General features: G+C 68.9%; 16 protein-coding genes and 1 tRNA gene. 4 read left to right on the top strand and 13 right to left on the bottom strand.

The genetic code is table 11. From position 1 onward, the window contains the following. The first annotated feature begins 381 nt into the window (after positions 1-381). Both OID54_RS18805 and OID54_RS18800 read left to right on the top strand, forming a co-directional pair. On the top strand, positions 382-1,017 hold the full coding sequence (locus tag OID54_RS18805) for an NADPH-dependent F420 reductase (protein WP_329021142.1): 636 nt from the start codon (positions 382-384) through the stop codon (positions 1,015-1,017). Positions 1,018-1,305: 288 nt separating this feature from the next. Continuing rightward, positions 1,306-1,389, top strand: a tRNA-Ser gene (locus OID54_RS18800). Positions 1,390-1,476: 87 nt separating this feature from the next. Here the strand turns inward: OID54_RS18800 and OID54_RS18795 are convergent. The 9 genes from OID54_RS18795 to OID54_RS18755 form a co-directional block, all read right to left on the bottom strand. Then, positions 1,477-2,292, bottom strand: coding sequence for an HAD family hydrolase (locus tag OID54_RS18795; RefSeq protein WP_329021140.1), 816 nt, complete (start codon positions 2,290-2,292; stop codon positions 1,477-1,479). Then, positions 2,289-3,566 carry a serine--tRNA ligase gene (serS, locus tag OID54_RS18790; protein ID WP_329021137.1) on the bottom strand — a complete coding sequence of 426 codons (1,278 nt, stop codon included), beginning with the start codon at positions 3,564-3,566 and terminating at the stop codon, positions 2,289-2,291. Before serS ends, OID54_RS18795 begins: the two co-directional genes overlap by 4 nt. An 896-nt stretch (positions 3,567-4,462) precedes the next feature. Further along, positions 4,463-5,398: a prephenate dehydratase gene (gene pheA / locus OID54_RS18785; protein WP_329021134.1), complete on the bottom strand. Its 936-nt coding sequence runs from the start codon at positions 5,396-5,398 to the stop codon at positions 4,463-4,465. A gap of 99 nt (positions 5,399-5,497) precedes the next feature. After that, on the bottom strand, positions 5,498-6,772 hold the full coding sequence (efeB, locus tag OID54_RS18780; protein ID WP_329027630.1) for an iron uptake transporter deferrochelatase/peroxidase subunit: 1,275 nt from the start codon (positions 6,770-6,772) through the stop codon (positions 5,498-5,500). 26 nt (positions 6,773-6,798) lie between these two features. After that, complete coding sequence (locus tag OID54_RS18775) at positions 6,799-8,835, bottom strand: copper resistance CopC/CopD family protein (protein WP_329021131.1); 2,037 nt, start codon at positions 8,833-8,835, stop codon at positions 6,799-6,801. 23 nt (positions 8,836-8,858) lie between these two features. Continuing rightward, positions 8,859-9,362, bottom strand: coding sequence for a copper chaperone PCu(A)C (locus OID54_RS18770; RefSeq protein WP_329021129.1), 504 nt, complete (start codon positions 9,360-9,362; stop codon positions 8,859-8,861). 14 nt (positions 9,363-9,376) lie between these two features. Then, positions 9,377-10,039: an SCO family protein gene (locus tag OID54_RS18765; protein ID WP_329021127.1), complete on the bottom strand. Its 663-nt coding sequence runs from the start codon at positions 10,037-10,039 to the stop codon at positions 9,377-9,379. A 32-nt stretch (positions 10,040-10,071) separates the two neighbouring features. Then, positions 10,072-10,896 carry a YcnI family copper-binding membrane protein gene (locus tag OID54_RS18760; protein ID WP_443055622.1) on the bottom strand — a complete coding sequence of 275 codons (825 nt, stop codon included), beginning with the start codon at positions 10,894-10,896 and terminating at the stop codon, positions 10,072-10,074. Positions 10,897-10,992: 96 nt separating this feature from the next. After that, complete coding sequence (locus OID54_RS18755; RefSeq protein ID WP_329021125.1) at positions 10,993-11,805, bottom strand: hypothetical protein; 813 nt, start codon at positions 11,803-11,805, stop codon at positions 10,993-10,995. Between the two features lie 220 nt (positions 11,806-12,025). Here OID54_RS18755 and OID54_RS18750 point away from each other — a divergent pair, with 220 nt between their 5' ends. Next, positions 12,026-12,487 (top strand): ATP-binding protein, encoded by a 462-nt coding sequence (locus tag OID54_RS18750; RefSeq protein ID WP_329021123.1) that lies wholly within the window; start codon positions 12,026-12,028, stop codon positions 12,485-12,487. Positions 12,488-12,620: 133 nt separating this feature from the next. Here the strand turns inward: OID54_RS18750 and OID54_RS18745 are convergent, their stop codons facing one another. Together OID54_RS18745 and OID54_RS18740 are read right to left on the bottom strand one after the other, a co-directional pair. Beyond that, entirely contained in the window at positions 12,621-14,078 is a 1,458-nt protein-coding gene (locus tag OID54_RS18745) for an aminopeptidase P family protein (protein ID WP_329021121.1), read from the bottom strand. Between the two features lie 171 nt (positions 14,079-14,249). Continuing rightward, positions 14,250-15,926, bottom strand: coding sequence for a PP2C family protein-serine/threonine phosphatase (locus tag OID54_RS18740; protein WP_329021119.1), 1,677 nt, complete (start codon positions 15,924-15,926; stop codon positions 14,250-14,252). Between the two features lie 794 nt (positions 15,927-16,720). Here OID54_RS18740 and OID54_RS18735 point away from each other — a divergent pair. Then, the gene (locus tag OID54_RS18735; RefSeq protein WP_329021117.1) at positions 16,721-17,416 is read left to right on the top strand and encodes a bifunctional DNA primase/polymerase; all 696 of its coding nucleotides are present in this window, start codon (positions 16,721-16,723) and stop codon (positions 17,414-17,416) included. A gap of 1,049 nt (positions 17,417-18,465) precedes the next feature. On the opposite strand, the gene OID54_RS18730 is transcribed toward OID54_RS18735, so the two are convergent. Together OID54_RS18730 and OID54_RS18725 are read right to left on the bottom strand one after the other, a co-directional pair. Further along, positions 18,466-19,458, bottom strand: coding sequence for a DUF5926 family protein (locus tag OID54_RS18730; RefSeq protein ID WP_329021115.1), 993 nt, complete (start codon positions 19,456-19,458; stop codon positions 18,466-18,468). A gap of 654 nt (positions 19,459-20,112) precedes the next feature. Beyond that, a complete protein-coding gene (locus tag OID54_RS18725) occupies positions 20,113-20,712 on the bottom strand; it encodes an ATP-binding protein (protein WP_329021113.1) in 600 nt (199 codons plus the stop codon). Positions 20,713-20,720: the final 8 nt, after the last annotated feature.

Raw genomic sequence — 20,720 nt, 5'->3', positions numbered from 1 at the left:
TCGACACTGGATCGGCCCCCGTTCGGTACACCCGATGAACGGGGGCTGATCCATGTCCGGGAGCGGCGGTGGGTACGGGGGGTGAGTGCCCGAAGGGACGGTCGTCGAGGCGGCGTTGGCCCTGGAGCCCGTCGTTCGAGATGTATGTCAGGGGCACCCAACTCCTCGACGGCACATCACGATGGGGTAGATCATCGCTGCTCAGCAAGGTGGACGGCGGCCAACGCCCCGGCCCACCCCTGGTCCGTCGGGCTGCCCGGGCCATGTCCCGGACAGTCAGCCGGCGATCTGCATGGACCCACAGCCCTAGAACCTTTCGCCCCGGCAGTCTGGTCCTCCCGCCCGATCCGACACTCCGCCCCCGCCCCTAGCGTCATCCGCATGACCAGAATCGGATTCCTCGGTACCGGCAATGTCGCTCGGGCCGTAGCCGCTGGGGCAGCGGCTGCGGGCCATGACGTCGTGCTCGGCTCACGCGATCCCCGCACCAAACCGCCCGGCTCCCTGCCCGTGGTGTCGCTCGCCGACGCCGTCGATCACGGTGAGGTGGTCGTCAACGCGACCCCCGGCACCGAGTCCATAGCCCTCCTCACCCCCTTCGCGCCGCAGCTCGCGGGCAAGGTGCTGCTCGACATCGCCGTGGGGCTCACGGAGAGTTGGGAGCTCGCCCACCCCAACTCCAGCATCGGTGAACAGATCCAGGAGGCGTTCCCCGATGTCAGGGTCGTCAAGACCCTCTGCACCATGGATTCGACGGTCATGATCGCGCCCGAGAAGCTCGCCGGACCCAGCACGGTCTTCCTCTCCGGCGAGGACGCGGATGCGAAGGCGCAGGTCTCCGCCCTGCTCAAAGACCTTGGCTGGCCGGACGCCACCCAGCTGGACCTGGGGGGCATCGAGAGCTCCCGCGGGCAGGAGCACCTGGCGCTCCTCTTTATGTCCGTCGCCACGGCGCTCGACTCGCACCTGTTCAACTTCACCGTCGTACCCAGCCGGGGAGCCCCCTCGACGGCCTGACACCATGCCCCGGCAGGCCCGGCGCAGGGAAAGAAAACTCGGTGGCGCCGAACCGCGGGCAAAGGCAGAGTAGTTACATCGGACGTACACACGTACGACCGATGTCACCTACCGGGAGAGGAGCGCGACGATGTCGGGGTACATCAGTCCGAGTCCGTCGAGCTCCCCACAGGGCAGCGACGCGGGGCAGGCAGCGGAGTAGCCGGCAAGGCTCCGCGGAGCCGCTCGCGAGCAACTGCCCAGGGGGCGGTCGCTTCGAGCGCGCGAAAGCGCGGACCGCCCCCTCCCGGAGGATTGGCCGAGTGGTAAGGCACCGGCTTGCTAAGCCGTGGTCGGGGAATCCCCGCGCGCGTTCGATTCGCGCATCCTCCGCAGAACCCCGAAGGACGATCGACGGCTCTCCCCTTGCGTGCCCGCACGATCACCGAAGGGTTGGCCCGGGTGGCTCATCGGCGGCGGTCAGCCGACGAGCAGCTTCTCCAGTGTCTCCGCGATGCCGTCGTCCTCGTTGGAGGTCGTGACGTCGTCGGCGACGGCTTTGAGGGTGTCGTGTGCGTTCGCCATGGCCACCCCGTGGGCCGCCCAACCGAACATGGGGATGTCGTTGGGCATGTCACCGAAGGCGATGGTGTCGGCGGCGCGCAGCCCCAGCCGACGGGCGGCGATGGAAAGACCGCTCGCCTTGGAGAGCCCGAGCGGAAGGATCTCCACTATCCCCGGCCCCGCCATGACCACGTTCACCAGACCGCCGATCGTCTCCATCGCGATCGCGGCCAGCGCATCGTCGTCCAGCTCGGGATGCTGTATGTAGATCTTGTTCAGAGGTGCGGTCCACAGCTCGGCGACGGAGCCCAGGGGGATCACCGGAAGGGGCCCCTCCTGCACGGCGTAGCCGGCGCTGACCAGCACTTCCCCGGCCAGCCCATCCCGACTCGCGGCCAGTGCCAAGGGCCCGATCGCCCCTTCGAGCTTCGCCAGGGCGATCTCGGCGATCCGCCGGTCCAGGGTGAGGGAGGTCAGCAACCGGTGCTCCCCCGCGTGGTAGAGCTGGGCGCCCTGACCACAGACGGCCAGCCCCTCGTACCCCAGATCGTCCAGGATGTGCCGGGTCCAGGGCACGGAACGCCCGGTGACGACGATGTGCGCGGCGCCCGCCGCGGTGGCCGCGGCGAGCGCGTCCCGAGTCCGTCCCGATATGGTCTCGTCGCCGCGGAGCAGGGTGCCGTCGAGATCGGTGGCGATCAGGCGGTACGGGAATGGGGCAGCGGGGCTCACTTGGTGATCGGCTCCAGGATCTCCCGGCCACCGAGGTACGGCCGCAGCACGGGCGGCACTCGGACCGAACCGTCGGCCAGCTGGTGGTTCTCCAGGATGGCCACGATCGTGCGCGGTACGGCGCACAGGGTGCCGTTCAGCGTCGACAGGGGCTGGACCTTCTTGCCGTCGCGCATCCGGATGGAGAGCCGGCGGGCCTGGAAGCTGTCGCAGTTCGATGCGGAGGTCAGCTCGCGGTACTTGCCCTGGGTGGGGATCCACGCCTCGCAGTCGTACTTGCGGGCGGCGGAGGCGCCCAGATCGCCGGTGGCCACGTCGATCACCCGGAAGGGGAGCTCAAGAGCGGTCAGCCACTGCTTCTCCCACTCCAGCAGCCGCTGGTGCTCGGCCGCTGCCTCGTCGGGCGTGACGTAGGAGAACATCTCGACCTTGTCGAACTGGTGCACCCGGAAGATGCCGCGGGTGTCCTTGCCGTACGTCCCGGCCTCTCGGCGGTAGCAGGGCGAGAAGCCCGCGTACCGCAGGGGGAGCTTGTCTGCTTCCAGGATCTCGTCCATGTGGTACGCGGCGAGCGGCACCTCGGACGTGCCCACCAGGTAGTAGTCGTCCTTCTCCAGGTGGTAGACGTTCTCCGCGGCCTGCCCCAGGAAGCCGGTGCCCTCCATGGCCCGTGGGCGGACCAGGGTCGGGGTCAGCATCGGGATGAATCCGGCCTCGGTGGCCTGGGCGATCGAGGCGTTGACCAGGGCCAGCTCCAGCAGTGCGCCGACGCCGGTCAGGTAGTAGAAGCGCGAGCCGGAGACCTTTGCGCCGCGCTCGACGTCGATGGCGCCCAGCGCCTCGCCGAGCTCCAGGTGGTCCCTGGCCTCGAAGCCCTCGGCAGCGAAGTCGCGGACCGTGCCGTGGGTCTCCAGGACGACGAAGTCCTCTTCGCCGCCCACGGGCACGCCCTCGTGGACGATGTTGCCGAGCTGGAGGAGGAGGCGGCGGGCCTCTTCGTCCGCCTCGCCCTGTACGGCGTCCGCAGCTTTGACGTCGGCCTTCAGCTGTTCGGCCCGCTTCAGCAGCTCTGCCCGCTCTTCGGGGGTCGCCTTGGGGATGAGCTTGCCGAGGGACTTCTGCTCGGAGCGCAGCTCGTCGAAGCGGACCCCGGAGGACCTGCGTCGCTCATCGGCGGAGAGCAGGGCGTCGACGAGGGCGACGTCCTCTCCACGGGCGCGCTGGGAGGCGCGAACACGGTCGGGGTCCTCACGGAGCAGGCGAAGGTCAATCACCCCACCAGGCTACCGGTGCGGCGTCGCCGCTCGGCCACTGGATTACGGCACCGGCCGACCTTTTGTCGCTATTGGGTACTTTTTGGGGTAATTGCTACCTTTAGTGGAGAAAAATAGGCAACGCGTCACACAAGCGCATCCCATTCGCTGGAACGAGCTACCTGACCCGGCTGGCATTGACTCATATCCCTTCTGTGGTGTGCGACTTGACGTTCGGTTGTCCACAGGTATGTGCACTTCCGGAAAGTTATCCACAGGCTGTGCGTGTTTTCTGTGGATGGTCGTTCAGTTCTTTCCACGACGACCGTCGAAGCCGTGGGAGTCGCCTCTCAAACCCGCCTCATGCGCGCATTTAGGGGTTAATTGCTCCCCATTTAGAGTTGATCAATGGAATCAAGGTGACGTCTGGGTGATGTGGTGCGCGCGGTGTTCCCCGGGGTTGGGGCGGCAACGGTGGAGCGATCGGACCGATTTATCGACCGAGCGGGAGTGAGTTGTCGACTTGTCCCCAGGTCGAGAACGATGCCTGTGGATAACCCTGTGGATGATGAAAATCGGCAGGTAGGACTGTCCTCGACGGCGGGTTCCGAGCCGGTCCTGTGCCGGTCCGAGCCGGTTTCGTCCCAGATCTGAGCGGGCTCTGAGCCGGTTTTGACTCCGTCCCCTGCCGACCCTGCCGATACCAGCCGATCCGGCCCGTCCACCCGAGTGGCGCGGGAACCGATCCCGAGCCACCGCCCATGCTCGACCCCGGTCCCGTACCCCGCCCCCCGTACGCCGGCACGACGGAACCACCCCGTCGCCGATCGCAGACAGGGAACACCAACGGGAGCACCGACGAGAGCACCGACGGGAAGAACAACGCAACACCGACGGAGAAGAAGGGGAGAGGTCGGTCAGGACCGTCCGTCCTGACAGCGGGCCAGCCAGTCCGACGCCGCCGTGAAGTCGCCGTCAGAGGTCCCGGCCCGGGGCTCCTGCACCTGAGCGGGCGAGACCCCCGCCCGCGGGTACGAGCCGAGGAACCGCACCTTCGGACAGATGCGCTTGAGACCCATCAGGGCCTCGCCCACCCTCCGGTCGGAGATATGGCCCTCGGCGTCCACCGCGAAGCAGTAGTTCCCGATGCCGGCGCCCGTCGGCCTGGACTGGATCAACATCAGGTTGACCCCGCGCACGGCGAATTCCTGGAGCAGTTCCAGCAGCGCACCTGGGCGGTCGTCGCCCAACCAGATGACCACGGACGTCTTGTCCGCACCCGTCGGCGCGGCCGGCCTGGCGGGGCGTCCCACCAGCACGAAGCGCGTCTCGGCGTTCTCCGCGTCATGGATGTCCGTCACCAGCGGTTCAAGGCCGTACGTCTTCGCGGCGAACTCACCGGCGAACGCAGCGTCGAACCGTCCCTCCTGCACCAGCCGGGCGCCGTCCGCGTTCGACGCGGCGGACTCCCAGACCGCGTCCGGCAGATGCGCACGCAGCCACTGGCGCACCTGGGGCTGGGCGACCGGATGCCCGGTCACCGTCTTGATCGCGGACAGTTGGGTCCCCGGACGCACCAGCAGCGCGAAGGCGATCGGCAGCAGCACCTCGCGATAGATCATCAGCGGCTCGCCCGACGCCAGTTCGTCGAGGGTGGCGGTGACACCGCCCTCCACGGAGTTCTCGATGGGTACGAGGGCGGCGGCGGCTTCCCCGTTGCGCACCGCGTCGAGCGCGGCGGGCACGGACACCATCGGGACGAGCTCGCGGGTGGCTGCCTCGGGCAGCGTGCGCAGTGCGGCCTCGGTGAAGGTGCCCTCGGGACCCAGGTAGGTGTAGCGCGTGGCTGACATACCCGTCACCCTAATGCGCCGGGCCGGTGGCGCGGGCCGACCGAGGCGGGGCGCACACCCCGCCCGTACCGTCCCCACCGGGATCGGGCGGGGAGACGGTCATGACTCCAGCAGCCGCTGTCCCACGTACTCGCCCTTGCCCGCGCCGCCCGGCACCGCGTACAGGCCGCTCGCCTCGTGCCGGATGAAGTCCGACAGGGCGTCCCCCCGGTCGAGCTTGCGCTGCACCGGCACGAAGCCCCGCAACGGGTCAGCCTGCCAGCAGATGAACAGCAGCCCCGCGTCCGGAACACCGTCCGGCCCGATGCCGTCGTGGTACGAGAACGGGCGCCGCAGCATCGCCGCACCGCCGTTCTGTTCGGGGGCCGAGATACGGGCGTGCGCGTTGTCCGGGATCACCAGCTTTCCATCGGACCCCCGCGCATCCAGTACGAGCTTGGTGGTCTCCGTCCCTCCGGTGAGGGGGGCGCCGTCCGACTTGCGACGGCCGATGATCGCCTCCTGCTTCTTCAGCGGGAGCCCTTCCCAGCCGTCGAGGAGCATGCGGATGCGCCGTACGACCGCGTAGGAGCCGCCCGTCAGCCACTCCTGATCGGACCCGGCCGCCACGAAGATCCGCCGGTCGAAGTCCGCCTCGGCCGGTTTCGGGTTGTTGGTGCCGTCGACCTGCCCCATCAGATTGCGGGTGGTCATCGGTCGGGCGGTCGCACCCGCCGCACGGTTGAAGCCGTTCATCTGCCAACGCACCCGGGCGGTGCTCCCCGCCGCCCGCTGCACCGCGCGCAGCGCGTGGAAGGCGACCAGGGCGTCGTCCGCGCCGATCTGCACCCAGAGATCACCGTGTGATCGCCGGGGGTCCAGTTGGTCAGCCGAGAAGGCCGGCAGCGGATCGAGCCCTGCCGGGCGCCGTGCGACCAACCCCGTCCGGTCGAAGAAGCCATGGCCGAAACCGAAGGTCACGGTCAGCGAGGAGGGGCCGGCGTCCAGCGCGATGCCCGTGTCCCTGCCCGCCTGCTCGGCCGTGTCGCCCGCCATCAGCTCCGCAGCCAGCGCCGACCAGCGCCGCATCAGCGCCGCGGCCTGGCCGCGACCGGCACCGGCCGTCAGATCGAACGCGACCAGATGGCCGTGCGACTGCATCGGCGTTGTGATCCCGGGCTGATGGTCACCGTGGAAGGCGACCTCGGTCGAGCCGACCGTCGACAGGGCGGTCGGCCCGGGGCCTGCACTCGCGGCGTGGGCCATCGCCCCACCCGCCGCCCCCAGCGTCAGACCCGCGGCGCCCGCGGCACCGGCGGCGGTCAGCAGTCGCCGCCGCGAGACCCCGTCCGCAACGGCGTCTGCGGGGTCGGTGGTGGATACCTGGGCCGCGATGTCTGCTTCTACCGGTTTCACTGGCCTCAGCCGATCTTCACGTTCTCGTCGACGGTCACCTGGTCGAAGTCCGAAGTGCGCACGGTCACCTGGACCTTCCAGTCGCCGGGCATCGGGATCTGCACCGACGGCGCTGTCCAGTGTCCCGCGGCGAGCCGCTGCGGGGTCGTCGGCAGCGGACCGATCTGCTTGTCCTCAAGGGTGAAGGAGACCGAGATCTCCGGGGCGTCCAGCGGGGCGCCGGCCGGGTCGTCGATCCACAAGTGCAGGGCGTTGGCGCCCGGGCTGGCCGGATCGAGGGTGAGTCGTATGGTGCCCTTGCCGTTCGTCCCGCCGGTGTCGAACGGGATCTTGAGCTCGGCGGGCCCCTGTGCCACCGCACCCGCGGCAGAGCTGCCGGTCGACTTCGCGGCCTCTTCCTGGGTGCGCCCCGGCTCGGTGGTGGTGAGCACCGTCGTCACCGCGAGGAGCACGACGGCGATGGAGGCTTCGGCGAGCACCGATCGGCGCAGCCCCGATCGGAGCGGGTCGGCGTCCCGGGCCTTCTTCCGGCCGGCGCTGGCCACCGCGGACCGCTGGCGGGCCAACTGGGCCTCCCGTACCGGGTCGGCCGCGGCAACCGTTCCGCCGGCCGCCGTGGAGGCGCCGACCACCGCGGTCTCCGTCTCGGTTTCCTCTGCTGTCTCTTCTGTTGCGTCCGGTGCGTCGTCGGATTCGGTCTGCCGGCCCAGCCGCTGGGTCCAGCGTCGGGACAGCCAGGCGACGCCGAGCATCACGCCCACCAGCGCCACCTTCAGCAGCAGCAGTCGCCCGTACGAGGTACCCGTCAGCGCCGACCAGGAGCCGACCTGCCGCCAGGACTGGTACAGCCCGGTCGCGGCGAGGGCGACGACGCTGACGAAGGCCACCTGGGAGAACTTCCGTACCGCCCCTTCCTCGATCGAGGGGCCCCGGTACAGCGTGGTCAGCAGCGCGGCGAGCCCACCGAGCCAGGTCGCGACGGCCAGCAGGTGGATCACGTCGACGGGCATGGCGACGCCGGGCTGGATGCCGGTCGAGGCGTGTTCGGACAGGGCCCAGGTGGCGGCGATCCCGGCGGCGACGACCGTACCGCCGACAGCGAGTCCGAAGGTGAGGTCCTTGCGGGCGACGCCCGACGCGTCATCGCCACCGTCACCGGGCGTACCGTCCGGTTCCGCATCCCTTCGGGCGTACGACCCGAAGAGCACCGCGATGAACAGCGCAGCCGCCCCGAGCAGCAGCAGTCGGGAGACCAGCGCCGCGCCGGTCTTGGATTCCAGTACGTCCCTGAGCCCGCTCAGCTCGAAGGCGTCCGCGAGCTTCCCGGAACCGGTGTACGGCGAGCGCAGCAGCAGCATGGCCAAGGTGGCGGCGGTCAGGGTCACCCACCCGTGGATGATGAGCCGCTGCACCGGACGCACCCCCGCCCCGCGCTGCCAGCACAGAAGGATGAAGGAGGCGCCGCCGACCATCAGCACGAAACCGGTGTACGCGGCGTAGCGCGCGATGTCGTAGAGGACGCCGACCACCCCCGTGCCCGGCTCCTGCGCCGACAGCGACACCTCCGTGGAGGAGGGGGCGCCGATGGAGAAGGTGAACGCGCCCGAAATCGGGTGGCTGTCCGCCGAGACGGCCCGCCAGGCGACGGTGTAGGTGCCCTGGGGCAGGTCGGGGAGGAGTTCGACGCCGTAGGCGACCGTCCCGCCTGCGGAGAGATCGCGGACCGTCGCACGGTCCGCGCGCTTCCCACTGGGTTCCAGGACGCGGATCGAGTCCTTGCCCATGGCGATCTGTTCGGAGAAGGTGAGCTTCACCTCCGAGGGGGCGGTGGCGACCACCGCCCCGTCCTGCGGATTGCTCCCGGTGAGCGCGGCGTGTGCCGATGCCGGGGCCGCGCCGAAGAGCAGCAGGCCGAGGACCGTGCCGAGCAGTACGGTCGCGGCGAGCACGCGTCGGTGCAGCGGGCGCCGGGTCCCCGGGCCGGTGCGCGGGTGCAAAGGCCCGGACGGGAGCGCTCCGAGGAGCGGGGCGATGGCTGTCATGACTTAGTCAGTCCCCTCGGTACTCAGTGCTTCGCCGGGTTGTACGTGGGTTCCTTGACCGGGAGCTCGACCGTGATCGGGTCGGACTTCTCGAAGTGCAGCTTGATCGCCACCGTCTGGCCCTTCTTGGGCTGTTCCTTGAGCTGCATGAACATGATGTGGCTGCCGCCGCGCTCCAGGTTGAGCTCGCCGTCGGCCGGCACGGCGACGGATCGCAGCTGCCGCATCTTCTGGCCCTTCGACTCGTGGATCGTCACGTTGTCGGAGAGCGCACTGGTCACGGCGGTGAGCTCGTCGGCCGCCGAACCGCTGTTGTGCACGGTCAGAAAACCGGCGGCCATGTCGTTGACCGGCTGTGGCATAAAGGCGCCGTCGACCTTGAGCTCCGGCTCCTCAGGGGCGCTGGAACACCCGGTCAGGGCCACGGCCGTCCCGAGGGCGATGGCCCCCGCGACGGCCCTGAACCCGCGCGGTGCCCGGACGCTCGCACGACCCGGGCGCCGTGCCACCGCTGTCCGCTCCCTCATGCGCCTCGTACCCCTCACGGGTTCTCACCGCGTACGAGCTTGGGCAGATCCTTGGCGTACTCGTCGGCGCTGGTGTCCTCGCCGTACAGCACATAGCCCTCGTCGGTCTTCGGGGAGAACGAGATGACCTGGGCGCCGTGCATCGAGATGACCGTGCCGTCCTTCTCCTTCGTGGCCGGATCGATGCCGATGCCCATCTGCCGCGCCCCCGCCTGGATCGTCGGGAAGTCACCGCTGAGCCCGATGAACGACGGGTCACCCGCACTCGGCAGCCACTTGCCCAGCAAAGCGGGGGTGTCCCGCTCGGGGTCCGTGGTGATGAAGACGACCTGGAGTTTGTCCTGGTCGGCCTTGGGGAGCTGCTTCTTGGCGATGGCGATGTTGCTCATCGTCAACGGGCAGACGTCCGGGCACTTGGTGTAGCCGAAGAAGATCAACGTCGGCTTGCCCTTGGTCCGCTCCCGCAGATCGAACTTCTGCCCCTTGGTGTCCGTGAGCACCAGATCGGGCTTGGTGAACGGACGGTGCAGCACGGTCCCCGGCTTGGTGTCCCCTTCGGCCGATACCTCGGCGACGGAGGACTTCGACGTGGGCTTCTCGTCGGAGTCCCCGCTACAGGCGGACAGGGTGAGTGCGGCCACGACGGCCATGGCCGCCAGTGCGGTCTTCTTGCGCATGAGAGAGATCCCAGAGGTGGTGTACGGGTGTGTCAGGCGACGCGACGGCGGCCCGCGAGCACACCGAATGCGACTCCGGCAGCGCCGACGACGATGCCGATGACCGCGAGGACGCGAGCGGTGCCATCGGAGTCATCACCCGATGCTGCCTTGCTCTCGCTGCCGGCCGTCGAGCCCTTGTCGTGGTGCGCGTCCTTGGCTGTCTTGTCAGTTTGCTCGGCCTTCTCGTTCTTGGCGTCGCCGGTACCGCCGTGGTGGCCTTCCGCAGCCGCGGTGAGCTCCAGGACGGGGGCCGGCAGCGCGGCCTCCTTGCCTTCCTGCGGCACCTCGATCCAGCGCACGACCTCCTTGTTGTCGTAGGTCTGGATCGCCTTGAAGACGACCTGGTCGGCGTTCTCGGGCAACTGGCCCAGGGAGACGGGGAACTGCTGGAACTGACCGGGGCCGATCTTGCCGCCGGCCGCAGTCCAAGTGATCTTGGAGACTGCCTCAGTGATCTTGTTCCCGTGCACCTCAAGCGGCTTGGCCAGCTTGGACTTGGTCACCTGGACGGTCCAGCCCGGTACGGGCTGCGGCAGCACCGAGGCCAAGGGGTGCTCGGTCGGCAGATTGACCTCCAACTTCACCGTGGAGGCCGTGTCGCGCTCGTTGGGGACCTTGAAGTTGACGGTCGCATAGCCGCCCTTCGCGGCCTCGCCCTGCGGCTGGACCGACACATGCGCGAAGGCGGTGCCCGAGAGCAGCAGCACGGACAGGGCACCGGCACCGGCCAGGACCGTGACGGCACGCGAGACGCCCATGGAGGACGTACGGCGGGAAGCGGGGGCGGAAGAGGACGTACGGCGGGAAAGGCTCATGGCGAAACGCTCCACAGGGTGATGAGGAGAACGAGGGCGTGTCGGCGCAAACGGATGCGCGAACACCACGGCCCCGCTCCCGTCGAGTGGGCCGTGTCAGGCTGCGAGGACGAGTCGCGCCGGCGGCCCACGCCTGATCACCGTGTGCTGGAGCGTTTCTGCTGTGAGGTCCGCGGGACGGTCGTCCGCGGCCCGCGGTGCGCGAACCGCAGGTCCCTGCTCGCGTACGAGACCGGCGCACAGGGCCCGGACGAGCGCGAGGGCTGCCCGCAGCGGACACAGCCGGGCCACGCGAGCCATCTCCTGCGCCGCCCCGGACGACAGCCGGACCAACCGGCCCAGCGCCAGGTCTCCGTGTCGCAGCAGCCAACCGGTCACCAGGGCGGCCAGGAGATGGCCCAGCAACATGGCGAGCGACGGCAGCAACGACGGCTGGGCGACTGTGTTCTCCACCACATGGGAGCCGGCACCGTGCGACGGCGGGGCGAGACCCGCGGTGGTGACGATCCGGTGCGCGTCGGTGGGGCTGAGGGAGGCGCCGCCTGCCCCGCACACCAACTTCGCGGCCATCTTGACGAAGACGTCGTCGGCGGTCGGCGCGAGGCTCAGTCGGTGCTGGCCGACGCCGAAGAGCAGATGCAGGGCGAGTTGGCCGCCGCCCAGTGCGCCGGCGACCGCCGGCAGCGAGCGCACCCGGCCCGTGAACGGCATCACCAGGGCGAACACCCCGACGAGACCGGCGACCACGGTCCACCCGGGGACCGTCGCACCCGATGCGAGCGCATGTCCCGTCGCCGCCAACACCACGCAGACCGCGGTGAACACCGCAGCCCTCAGCAACCGCGGACCCGTTCCGGCAGGGACACCGGACAGGAGCGGCACGGGCGGCAGCGGCCTCGGGGACGACATGGCCGGCCCATCATCCCACTGGGCGCCCGACCGTGGTGAGGCAGGTCCGGAAGGTCCTCTTCGCGGGTGCGAAACGTCCCGCGAAGGGGGGTTTTCCTACACCCCGCTCATGACGGCGCGCGTCGGCCGAATGAGCGCAATCACATCCGCCCGGTGCTTACGGACCCCGTCCGGGGGCAATACGTAACGGTATGTCGAGCCGCAGCCAGGAGGCTGGAGCATGAGCATCTGGTGGTCACTCCACTTGCGGCGCGAAGCCGCGAGCATTCCGCTCGCACGGCGCCTGTTGCTCGGCACGATGGAGACCGCGGGAGTCGACCCCGACATCTCGTTCGACCTCTCCGTCGCGCTCAGCGAGGCGTGTGCGAACGCCGTCGAACACGGGGGCGGCCGTGGTCCCGGAGAGACTCCCGGGGCCTATCGGGTCACCGCGTATCTGGATGGCGAGAAGTGCCGTATCGAAGTAGCCGATTCGGGACCAGGCTTTCCGTCCCGTCAGGGCAGAGCCAGGATCCGCCCGCGCGTCCAGGCCCCCACGACGGCCGAGAACGGTCGCGGGCTGTGTCTGATCGAGCAACTTGCCGACCATGTGCATTTCGGCAACAGGCCCGGCCGGGGGGCCGTGGTCAGCTTCGACAAGGTCCTCAAATGGCGTGAGGGCGCGCTGCTCAAGGTCTCCTGAGCCCCTACGGGTCCCAGCAGCCTCGGCAGCGCGCCCTCAGGCTCCACCGGCCGGGGTCAGTCCCCCGATCCGGGCACGCATCGCGGTCCGTACGCACCAACCCCTGCCAGCACGTCAGGACCGGGCCGTTCGACTACGCGGTGAGCGCGGCCATCCATGCCTCGACCTCGTCGGCCTGACGCGGCAGCGCGGCGGAAAGGTTCCGGTTGCCGTCCTCGGTGACCAGGATGTCGTCCTCGATCCGGACGCCGATGCCCCGGTACCCCTCGGGCACGGTCAGGTCGTCCGCCTGGAAGTAGAGCCCGGGCTCCACGGTCAGGCACATGCCCGGCTCCAGCGTCCCGTCGACGTACGCCTCGTTCCGCGCGGCGGCGCAGTCGTGGACGTCCATGCCGAGCATGTGGCCGGTGCCGTGCAACGTCCAGCGGCGCTGGAGACCGAGTTCGAGCACCCGCTCCACCGGTCCCTCGACCAGACCCCACTCGACAAGCCGCTCGGCGAGCACCCGCTGGGAGGCGTCGTGGAAGTCGCGGTACTTGGCACCCGGCTTCACCGCGGCGATGCCGGCCTCCTGGGCGTCGTACACCGCGTCGTAGATCTTCCGCTGGAGCTCGGTGTACCGGCCGTTGACGGGCAGGGTGCGGGTGATGTCCGCGGTGTAGAGCGAGGCGGTCTCCACACCGGCGTCGAGCAGCAGCAGATCACCGGAGCGGACCGGGCCGTCGTTGCGCACCCAGTGCAGGGTGGTGGCGTGCGGGCCCGAGGCGCAGATGGAGCCGTAGCCGACGTCGTTGCCCTCGACGCGGGCCCTCAGGAAGAACGTTCCTTCGATATACCGCTCACTGGTGGCCTGAGCCCTGTCGAGGACCTTCACCACGTCCTCGAAACCGCGGGCCGTGGAATCGCACGCCTTCTGGAGCTCGGCGATCTCGAAGTCGTCCTTCACCGCGCGGGCCTCGGAGAGGTAGACGCGCAGTTCCTCGTCGCGCTCGGCGGTGACCTTGTCGGTGAGCGCGGTCTCGATGCCCGCGTCGTGCCCTCGTACGGCACGCACCGGACCCGTCGCCTCGCGCAGCTTCTCCGTCAGTTCGCGCACGTCCTTGGCGGGCAGCCCGAGCAGCTGCTCGGCCTCGGCCAGCGAGTGCCTGCGGCCCACCCACAGCTCACCCTGGCCGGACAGCCAGAACTCGCCGTTCTCCCGGTTGGAGCGCGGCAGCAGGTAGATCGACACCTCGTGGCCGTCGGCGGTGGGCTCGAAGACCAGCACACCGTCCTCGGTCTGGTCACCGGTGAGGTACGCGTACTCCGTCGAGGCACGGAAGGCGTACTCCGTGTCGTTGGAGCGCGTCTTCAGATTGCCCGAAGGGATCACCAGTCGCTCGCCCGGGAAGCGCTGCGACAGGGCGGCACGACGGGCGGCGGTGTGCGCAGCCTGAGCTATGGGCTTCAGATCGCTCTGCTCGGTGTCCGCCCAGCCGCCGGCCATGTTGGCCGCCAGTTCGTCGGACACGCCCGGATACAGGCCGTTCTTGCGCGGCTTGACCGTCTGCTCTTCTTCTTCCGGGGTACTCGGGGTGAGCTCCTCGGCCACGTCTGCCTCCTCGATACAACACTGGACCGGAGTCCATCGTATGTGGGACGTGAAGACCGCCCGGGGCTCTGTGAGAAGCACCCCAAAACGGGCAGGGCCAGATGGTGGACGAAAACCGACCCGTAGCCGAAAAACGGTGGTACCGGAATCAGCCGGCAAACTTGGCGAGGATCAGTCGAAACACACTGCGAGCAGCACGATGTCCTCCTCGCTCGCCCCTTGGTCCAGACCTTCCGGAAGGAGTTCTCGCAGTACGTGGTCGGCGATGGCCCCCGGGTTGCCCCGAGCCGCTTTGGGGACGCCCGCAGCCGCCGTGTGCAGTCTGGCGAAGGCCCGGTCCATGGTGCCCCCGGTGCGTCGCAGCAGGCCGTCGGTGTAGAGCAGCACCGTTTCTCCGGGTGCGGGGGAGATCTCCACACTCGGGGCCTCCCAGCAGGCGAGCATTCCCAGCGGCGCGGACAACGAGGTCTCCACGAACTCCGTGCGCCGCTCGCCGATCACCAGGGGCGGGGTGTGCCCCGCGCCCGCGAGCACCATCTTCCTGGCGGCGGGCTCGGCATAGGCGAAGAGCGCAGTTGCCGTACGGGCCGGTTCGGTCAGCCGGAGCAGCAGCTCAAGATCGGAGAGCACGGCAACGGGGTCCTCGCCCTCCATCACGGCGTACGCCCGCAAGGAGGCCCGCAGCCGCCCCATCGCCGCCAGTGCGCTCGGTCCCGAGCCGCTCACGGACCCGACGGCGAGCCCCAGCGCGCCTTCCGGCAGCGGTAGTGCGTCGTACCAGTCGCCACCGCCGAGCGGGCCCGTGCGGTGGCGGGCGGCCATGGTGACCCCGGGCAGCCGGGGAAGTCTGCTGGGCAGAAGCTCACGGGCGATGGTCGCCACCGTCTCGCGCGCCGCATCCAACTCCAGCAGCCGGGCCAGATGTGTCGTGGCGAAACGCAGATAGACGTCGATGAGCCGGCGCTGTCGTTCCTGCGGGGCGGCGGGCTCGTCGTACAGCCAGACGGTCGTGCCGAGGGTTCCGGCCGCGGGGGACGTCAGGGGCTGGGCGTAGCTGGCGGCAAAGCCGAGGTGGGCGGCGACCTCGCGGAGCCGCGGATCGAGCGAGGTGTCACCGAGGACGTCGGGGTGGCAGACGGGAGCCGGCTCGGGAGCGGGGCGATCCTCTCGGACGTTCGCCACGGCCGCTCGTGCTTCCCGCTGCTCCTGGCCCTGGTCGTGCTTCTGGTCCTGTTTCTGGTCGTGGTCCTGCTTCTGCTCTGACCGACCCCGTGCGGGCGCATCGCGGTCGTCCCATGGCGGAGGCAGCGATCCGTACGCATGGGCGGCGTACGGAATCGTCTGGAGGTGACCGAGTTCGGCATGGCTGAGCCCGTGGCCCCTGATCCGGCCTGGCCGGCGATGGGGGTCGAGGTCCGGGCCGGAGCGGCACGTCCGATCCAGTGGACCGGTTCCGAGGTCGACCGCGGTCGTCGGTGGTTCGAGCACCACCATTCCGCGCCGGGCGCCGAGCAGGGCGGCACCGGCTTCCAGCAGTTCCTCAAGTGCGGCGTCGAGCGTGTCGGTTCCGGCGAGCCGCTCGGTGAGCCCGTACAGCGCGGTCAGATCCGCCACTCGGCCGTTGAGTCGGTCCCGGAGTGCCGTATCGGGCGGGGCGGTGGATTCACGCGGTGCGCTGGTGCAGGAGTTCGGGCCGCAGTGCGGTCCTTCGCTGTGCCCGCTGTGGTGCCCGGGGTGCTGCCCCTCGTGCGCGCCGGGGCCGGAACAGCACTCCGTGCCTGAACCCCCCTCCGACAACGCCTCCCATGCCTCGGGGGGTTCTTCGAGAGGGGCGGGAACGGCAGGCATTCCCGAAAGCGCCGCCGGAGTGTCCGTGGAAGGGGAAAGTGCAGAGTCGATTCCAGCCACTTTCGGCACGTGAGGGGCGCTCATGGCAGTCGACTTTTTGACTGGTGCATTTCGCTCAATAGCATTGCAAACCCCCAGGTGATTCTGGGCCGCTACCCATGTATCCACATGTACACGCACGAGTAAGGGAATGTCCAGCATTGCACCAGTGGGATTGATGGTGTCTGGGGGAGCTTGAACGTTCCTTGAACAATTCTTGAACTTGGCCGAAAAATGCACCTGATGGAGGTCAATTGAGGTCGACTGAGGGCGTTCGGCAGTTGATCCCCTCGATGGATCGCTCCAGGGTGGGAACCCTGAAGGGTGCATCGGCGGAAGCGTCATACCAAGCGTGGTGGGTACGTAAACGGTGATGGCCAGGGGCAGTTGGCACCGCCCCGGAACCTTGCGACCGGCTTAGGCGTCTCTATCGACGCAGGGCGCGCCAGGAGTCCACGGCAGATCCCCACAGCGGTGGGGCTGATCCGTTATAACGGGACAGAACGGCAGGCGCTGACAGCGAGCGCCAGGCGCGCGCCATGCTTGGCCGCGCGTTCACGGAGCACAGCCCACGTTCGGCCCCCGGCGGCGATCCTGTCGCAGGCGAAGCGGGGGTGGCCCGTGCCACATCGGCAGCGGGCGGTGATACGCCGACCAGTTCTCTTCGTACACCCAATAGACATGTGTACGCCCGGTGAAGCTGCACACATGGTCTGATGTTTACCTCGGCGTTCAACGGAAAGGAACGAGCGCTCATGCGCGAGATCCTCGGAAGGCGACGCAGGCTCCGGTTTCGGCGCAAGAGGGGACCTGTACAGCCGGCACAGCTGGAAGCGGCGCTCACCTGCGCCACCGAGTGGCAGTGGCCCGTACTCCCCGGCGTGGGACCGAAGGCAACCACCACTCGCGGTGGCGGTGACGCCCGTGGCTGCGGCTGCCCTGACCCCGATTGCGTGGTGCCCGGTGCACACCCCTTCGAGCCCGGACTGCTCGCAGCGACGACGGACGAGCGGATGGTCCGTTGGTGGTGGACGAACCGTCCCACCGCCCCCCTCATCCTTGCCACCGGCAAGAACGCACCCTGTGCGGTGAGCCTGCCGGCAGTGGCCGGGGCCCGCGCGCTCTCGGTGCTCGATCGCATGGACCGGCGCTTGGGACCGGTGGTCGCCACCCCCACGCGATGGTCGCTGCTGGTCGCGCCCTACAGCCTGGAACAGCTCGGCGAGCTCCTCTACGCCAAGGACTGCGTGCCCAGCTCGCTGCGGTTCCATGGCGAGGGTGGCTACCTGGTCCTGCCTCCCTCGGAGACCGGGCTCGGCCAGGTCCGTTGGGAGCGGGCACCGCTGGCCGGTTCGGCCACTCCCTGGTTGCCTCCGGTGGAGGCTGTGGTGGACGCCCTGGTGGAAGCAAGCACCAGCGCGCCCGACGGTGGAAGCCGTCTCTCGTACTGATCCCGTTCGCCTTGCGTGACCCGCGCACAGTTGTCGTTGACATCGGCTCTGGCGGTGCGACGCAGTGGGAACGATCGGGTGCCGCAGTTGTACGGCCGCCAGTGCGTTGTGCGGGATGCGACATCGATCCGGCGCTCCGCCTGGGGCCGGCGGGCATATGGCCCCCGGCAGTCACCTCCCGTCGACGGGAATCGACCCGTCCCGGGCTCACCGGTGCGACGGAGTCGACAGCCGGCACACGGAGAACGGCCAGAAGGACCGGCACACCGAGAACGGCCGGAAGAAATCGACTTCGCAGCCGTCCGCCCGATGCGATGCGGGCAGTGGGGTTCTCTTCAGGACAGGCACCGCTGGGCCCTGCGGGGTGTGGGGCGGTGGCCTCTGGAGCCGTTCCGCCACTGCAATGCCATGGGCCGGAATTGCGTTCCGTAACGGCGTGGAACGTCACGCCCAGCAACAGCCTGGAACATCACCCGAGCGGCATGCCGTGCAGATCATCCACCGGTTCGACGCGGGCGACGGGCGCGGATCGAGTAACCGCGGAAACATTCCGGTGGTAGGGCCAACGGTAGGGCCATGCACTTTTGGTCCGTTGCGAAGTGCGAACGGTTCATGATCTCGACTTCGCCGGACTCCCCGCAGAGCGGGGCAGCAACTCCGTTGCACCACAGGGGCGTTGGCGTTTGCTGACGCACTGTCACTGGAGGTGATCCCTCCGTGGAAAGACAGACGCCCGGTCGCTGGCGACGGGGGATGCACCAGCGACCGGGCTTATAGAACGGTAACAAGAGATCTGCTGTTCGCAAATTCGATCTCGGGTATTCGGACAATGATTCAGTACGGCTTAGCGGGAGTTGTGACTGGAGTCACTACGCTTGTTCTGCCTCTTGACGAGGCAGAACCAAGCTCCTAAAGCGTCCGCTCTGAACGCGGTTTCCCGCCATGGCTCCCTCCCCGCCGAGGTGGCAAGGACGGGCACCGGCCGGGTGCGGTCCCGCCGAGCGGAGTGACTGCGGACGCTGCCGGGCCCGGCCGTGGTGTCAGGAACCTCAGCTCAAGGTGACCTGACGGTTGGTGAGTCCGCTGCGGGCCCGACGCTCGGCGGGCGACAGGGGCGCGTCCTCGGTGAGCGCCTTCGCCAGCCGGTCCGCGAACTCGGCCGCGGGCTTCTCGCACTCCTCGGCACTCATCGTGGTCGGCAGGTCCCAGACCGGGACCACCAGCCCGTGGGCGCGGAACGAACCGACGAGCCGGGTGTCCTCGCCGAGCGATGCCTCACCGGCCGCGTACAGCCGGGCGAGCGAGTCGAGCAGCTTCTCCTCCGGGTGCGGCATGACCCAGCGAAGGTGGTTCTTCTCCGGCGTCTCGCACCAGTACGCCGCATCCACACCGGAGAGCTTGATGGTGGGGATGGCGGCGGCGTTGGCCCGCTCCAGGGACGCGGCCACCTCGGGGGCGGACTCCTCCGACGACTGGGGCACCCAGAACTCGAAGCCGGAGTGGACCTTCGGCTCGAAGGGCGCGTCCAGGTCGAGGAGGTCCTGAAGCCGCGGAGCGTCCCCCTGGTCGACGGCCCTGGCCGCGGGGGCAACGGGGTTACCAGGCTCGATCGCCAACGCCCGATTGAGGGTGTCGGCGAGATCGCGGCTGAGGTCGCCGCTCGCCGTGTCGTTTTGGAGTCCCAGCAGCACCGAACCGTCATCGCGGCGCAGCGCCGGCCAGGCCATGGGCAGTACGGTCGCCAGGGTCACGGAGGGCACGCCGTCAGGCAGTCCGCCCTTGAGCGTGAGCTCGACCGTCGCGGCGGGCACCAGTTCGCGCAGGGCGACCCAGTCGCATTCGCCGGGGAGGCCGTCGAAGGGTCGCTGGACCAACTCGGTGACGGCATGGGCTGCGGCGCGACCGTGGCACGCCTTGTAGCGGCGCCCCGATCCGCAGGGGCAGGGCTCACGTGCTCCGACCACGGGCACGGGCTCGTTGCCACTGCGGCCCGAGTGGGGCTGAGGCTTCGATGCCTTGGTCTGGGGGCGCTTCTTGGCCATGGTGCGGCTTCTCCCGATAGCGGCGGAGGTGCTGTGTTTGCGCGAGCCTAGTCGTCCGCCGCTCTGGTGCCGGCAACCGGCCGCCCGCACACACGCCGCCGCGGGGTCTGGTGGTCCGAGTGCCGTACGAGCACCGAGTGGGCGCCGTACGACCACGGGCGAGTGCCGTACGACCACCGGGTGGTCCGGGAGACCGGTCGGGCAACGGGAGTGCCACCGCCCGGGCGTCGGATGCGCGAGTGCGCGCAGAGCATCAGGAGGGGCCGAGGAGCCGAGGGGCCGCAACGGAACCAGCAGAACCAGCAGAACCAGCAGAACTAACGGAACTAGCGGAACTACGGGAATGCCCCAAGAGAAAAGTAAAGGGAGAATAAGGGAAATGCCCTTGGGGGATTTTGGCGGGCCAAAGCCATGGGGCGGGGAGCGAACACCTGGTGATTCGCCCGTCGCCCTGCCCCTGAGAGGTCGGGCAGCTGGTTTTCGTCGCTCTCCGTCATCCTGGGTCAAGGGTGACGCTCGCACAGCGGGTGTCGGCTGACCGCCCATATCTGTCTTGCTCGTGTTTGGCCGACGGCGGGAACGCGGGGAGCACTCCTGTACCGCGTTGCCGCATATGCCAAGGATCTATGTCATAGGTCTGGCGCACCTCGCTCATCAGCTGAGATCGTCATAGACCTCCGAGAAGTTGAATCCGGGCCCAGTGACGCGCGTAGCAAAATCATCATGGCGGTGACCCTTAGTGACGACCACCCATACGGTGACTTCACCCGTGGAGCTGTCACGCACGCCCCACTCCTGGGCCAGGGCACTGATGATGTTGAGCCCGCGACCACCCCTGGCGGTGACCGAGGGCGTGGCGGGAACGGGACGGGTCGGACCGCCTCCGTCCGTCACCTCGACCGTCAGCCCACCGGTTCTGTCGAAGCGCCACGCGGCGCGAATGTTTCCGTCGCCCACCTCCGCATGTCCCAGTGGCCTGCCGTGTCGGCAGGCGTTGCTGAGCAACTCGGAAAGAATGAGAACCGCATCGTCGACGACCGATTCGGGCACCCCGCCGCGGCGCAACTGCTCCCGCATCCGGTGCCTTGCTTCACCCACGCCTGCAGGGCCATGGGGTACGGCCATGCTCGACGACGTGGGCACTTCTTGTGCCACCACCAACGCCACCCCCGAGACCTCCTTTGCCCCACGCCACCGTGTGGATGCCCCATTGGACTGGACCGGAAACCGGTCGGAGGCGGGCCTGTGGCGCACTCTTGGCT

This window comes from Streptomyces sp. NBC_00690, assembly GCF_036226685.1.
Lineage (GTDB): Bacteria > Actinomycetota > Actinomycetes > Streptomycetales > Streptomycetaceae > Streptomyces.
This window is presented reverse-complemented; position numbering and strand designations above follow the sequence as displayed.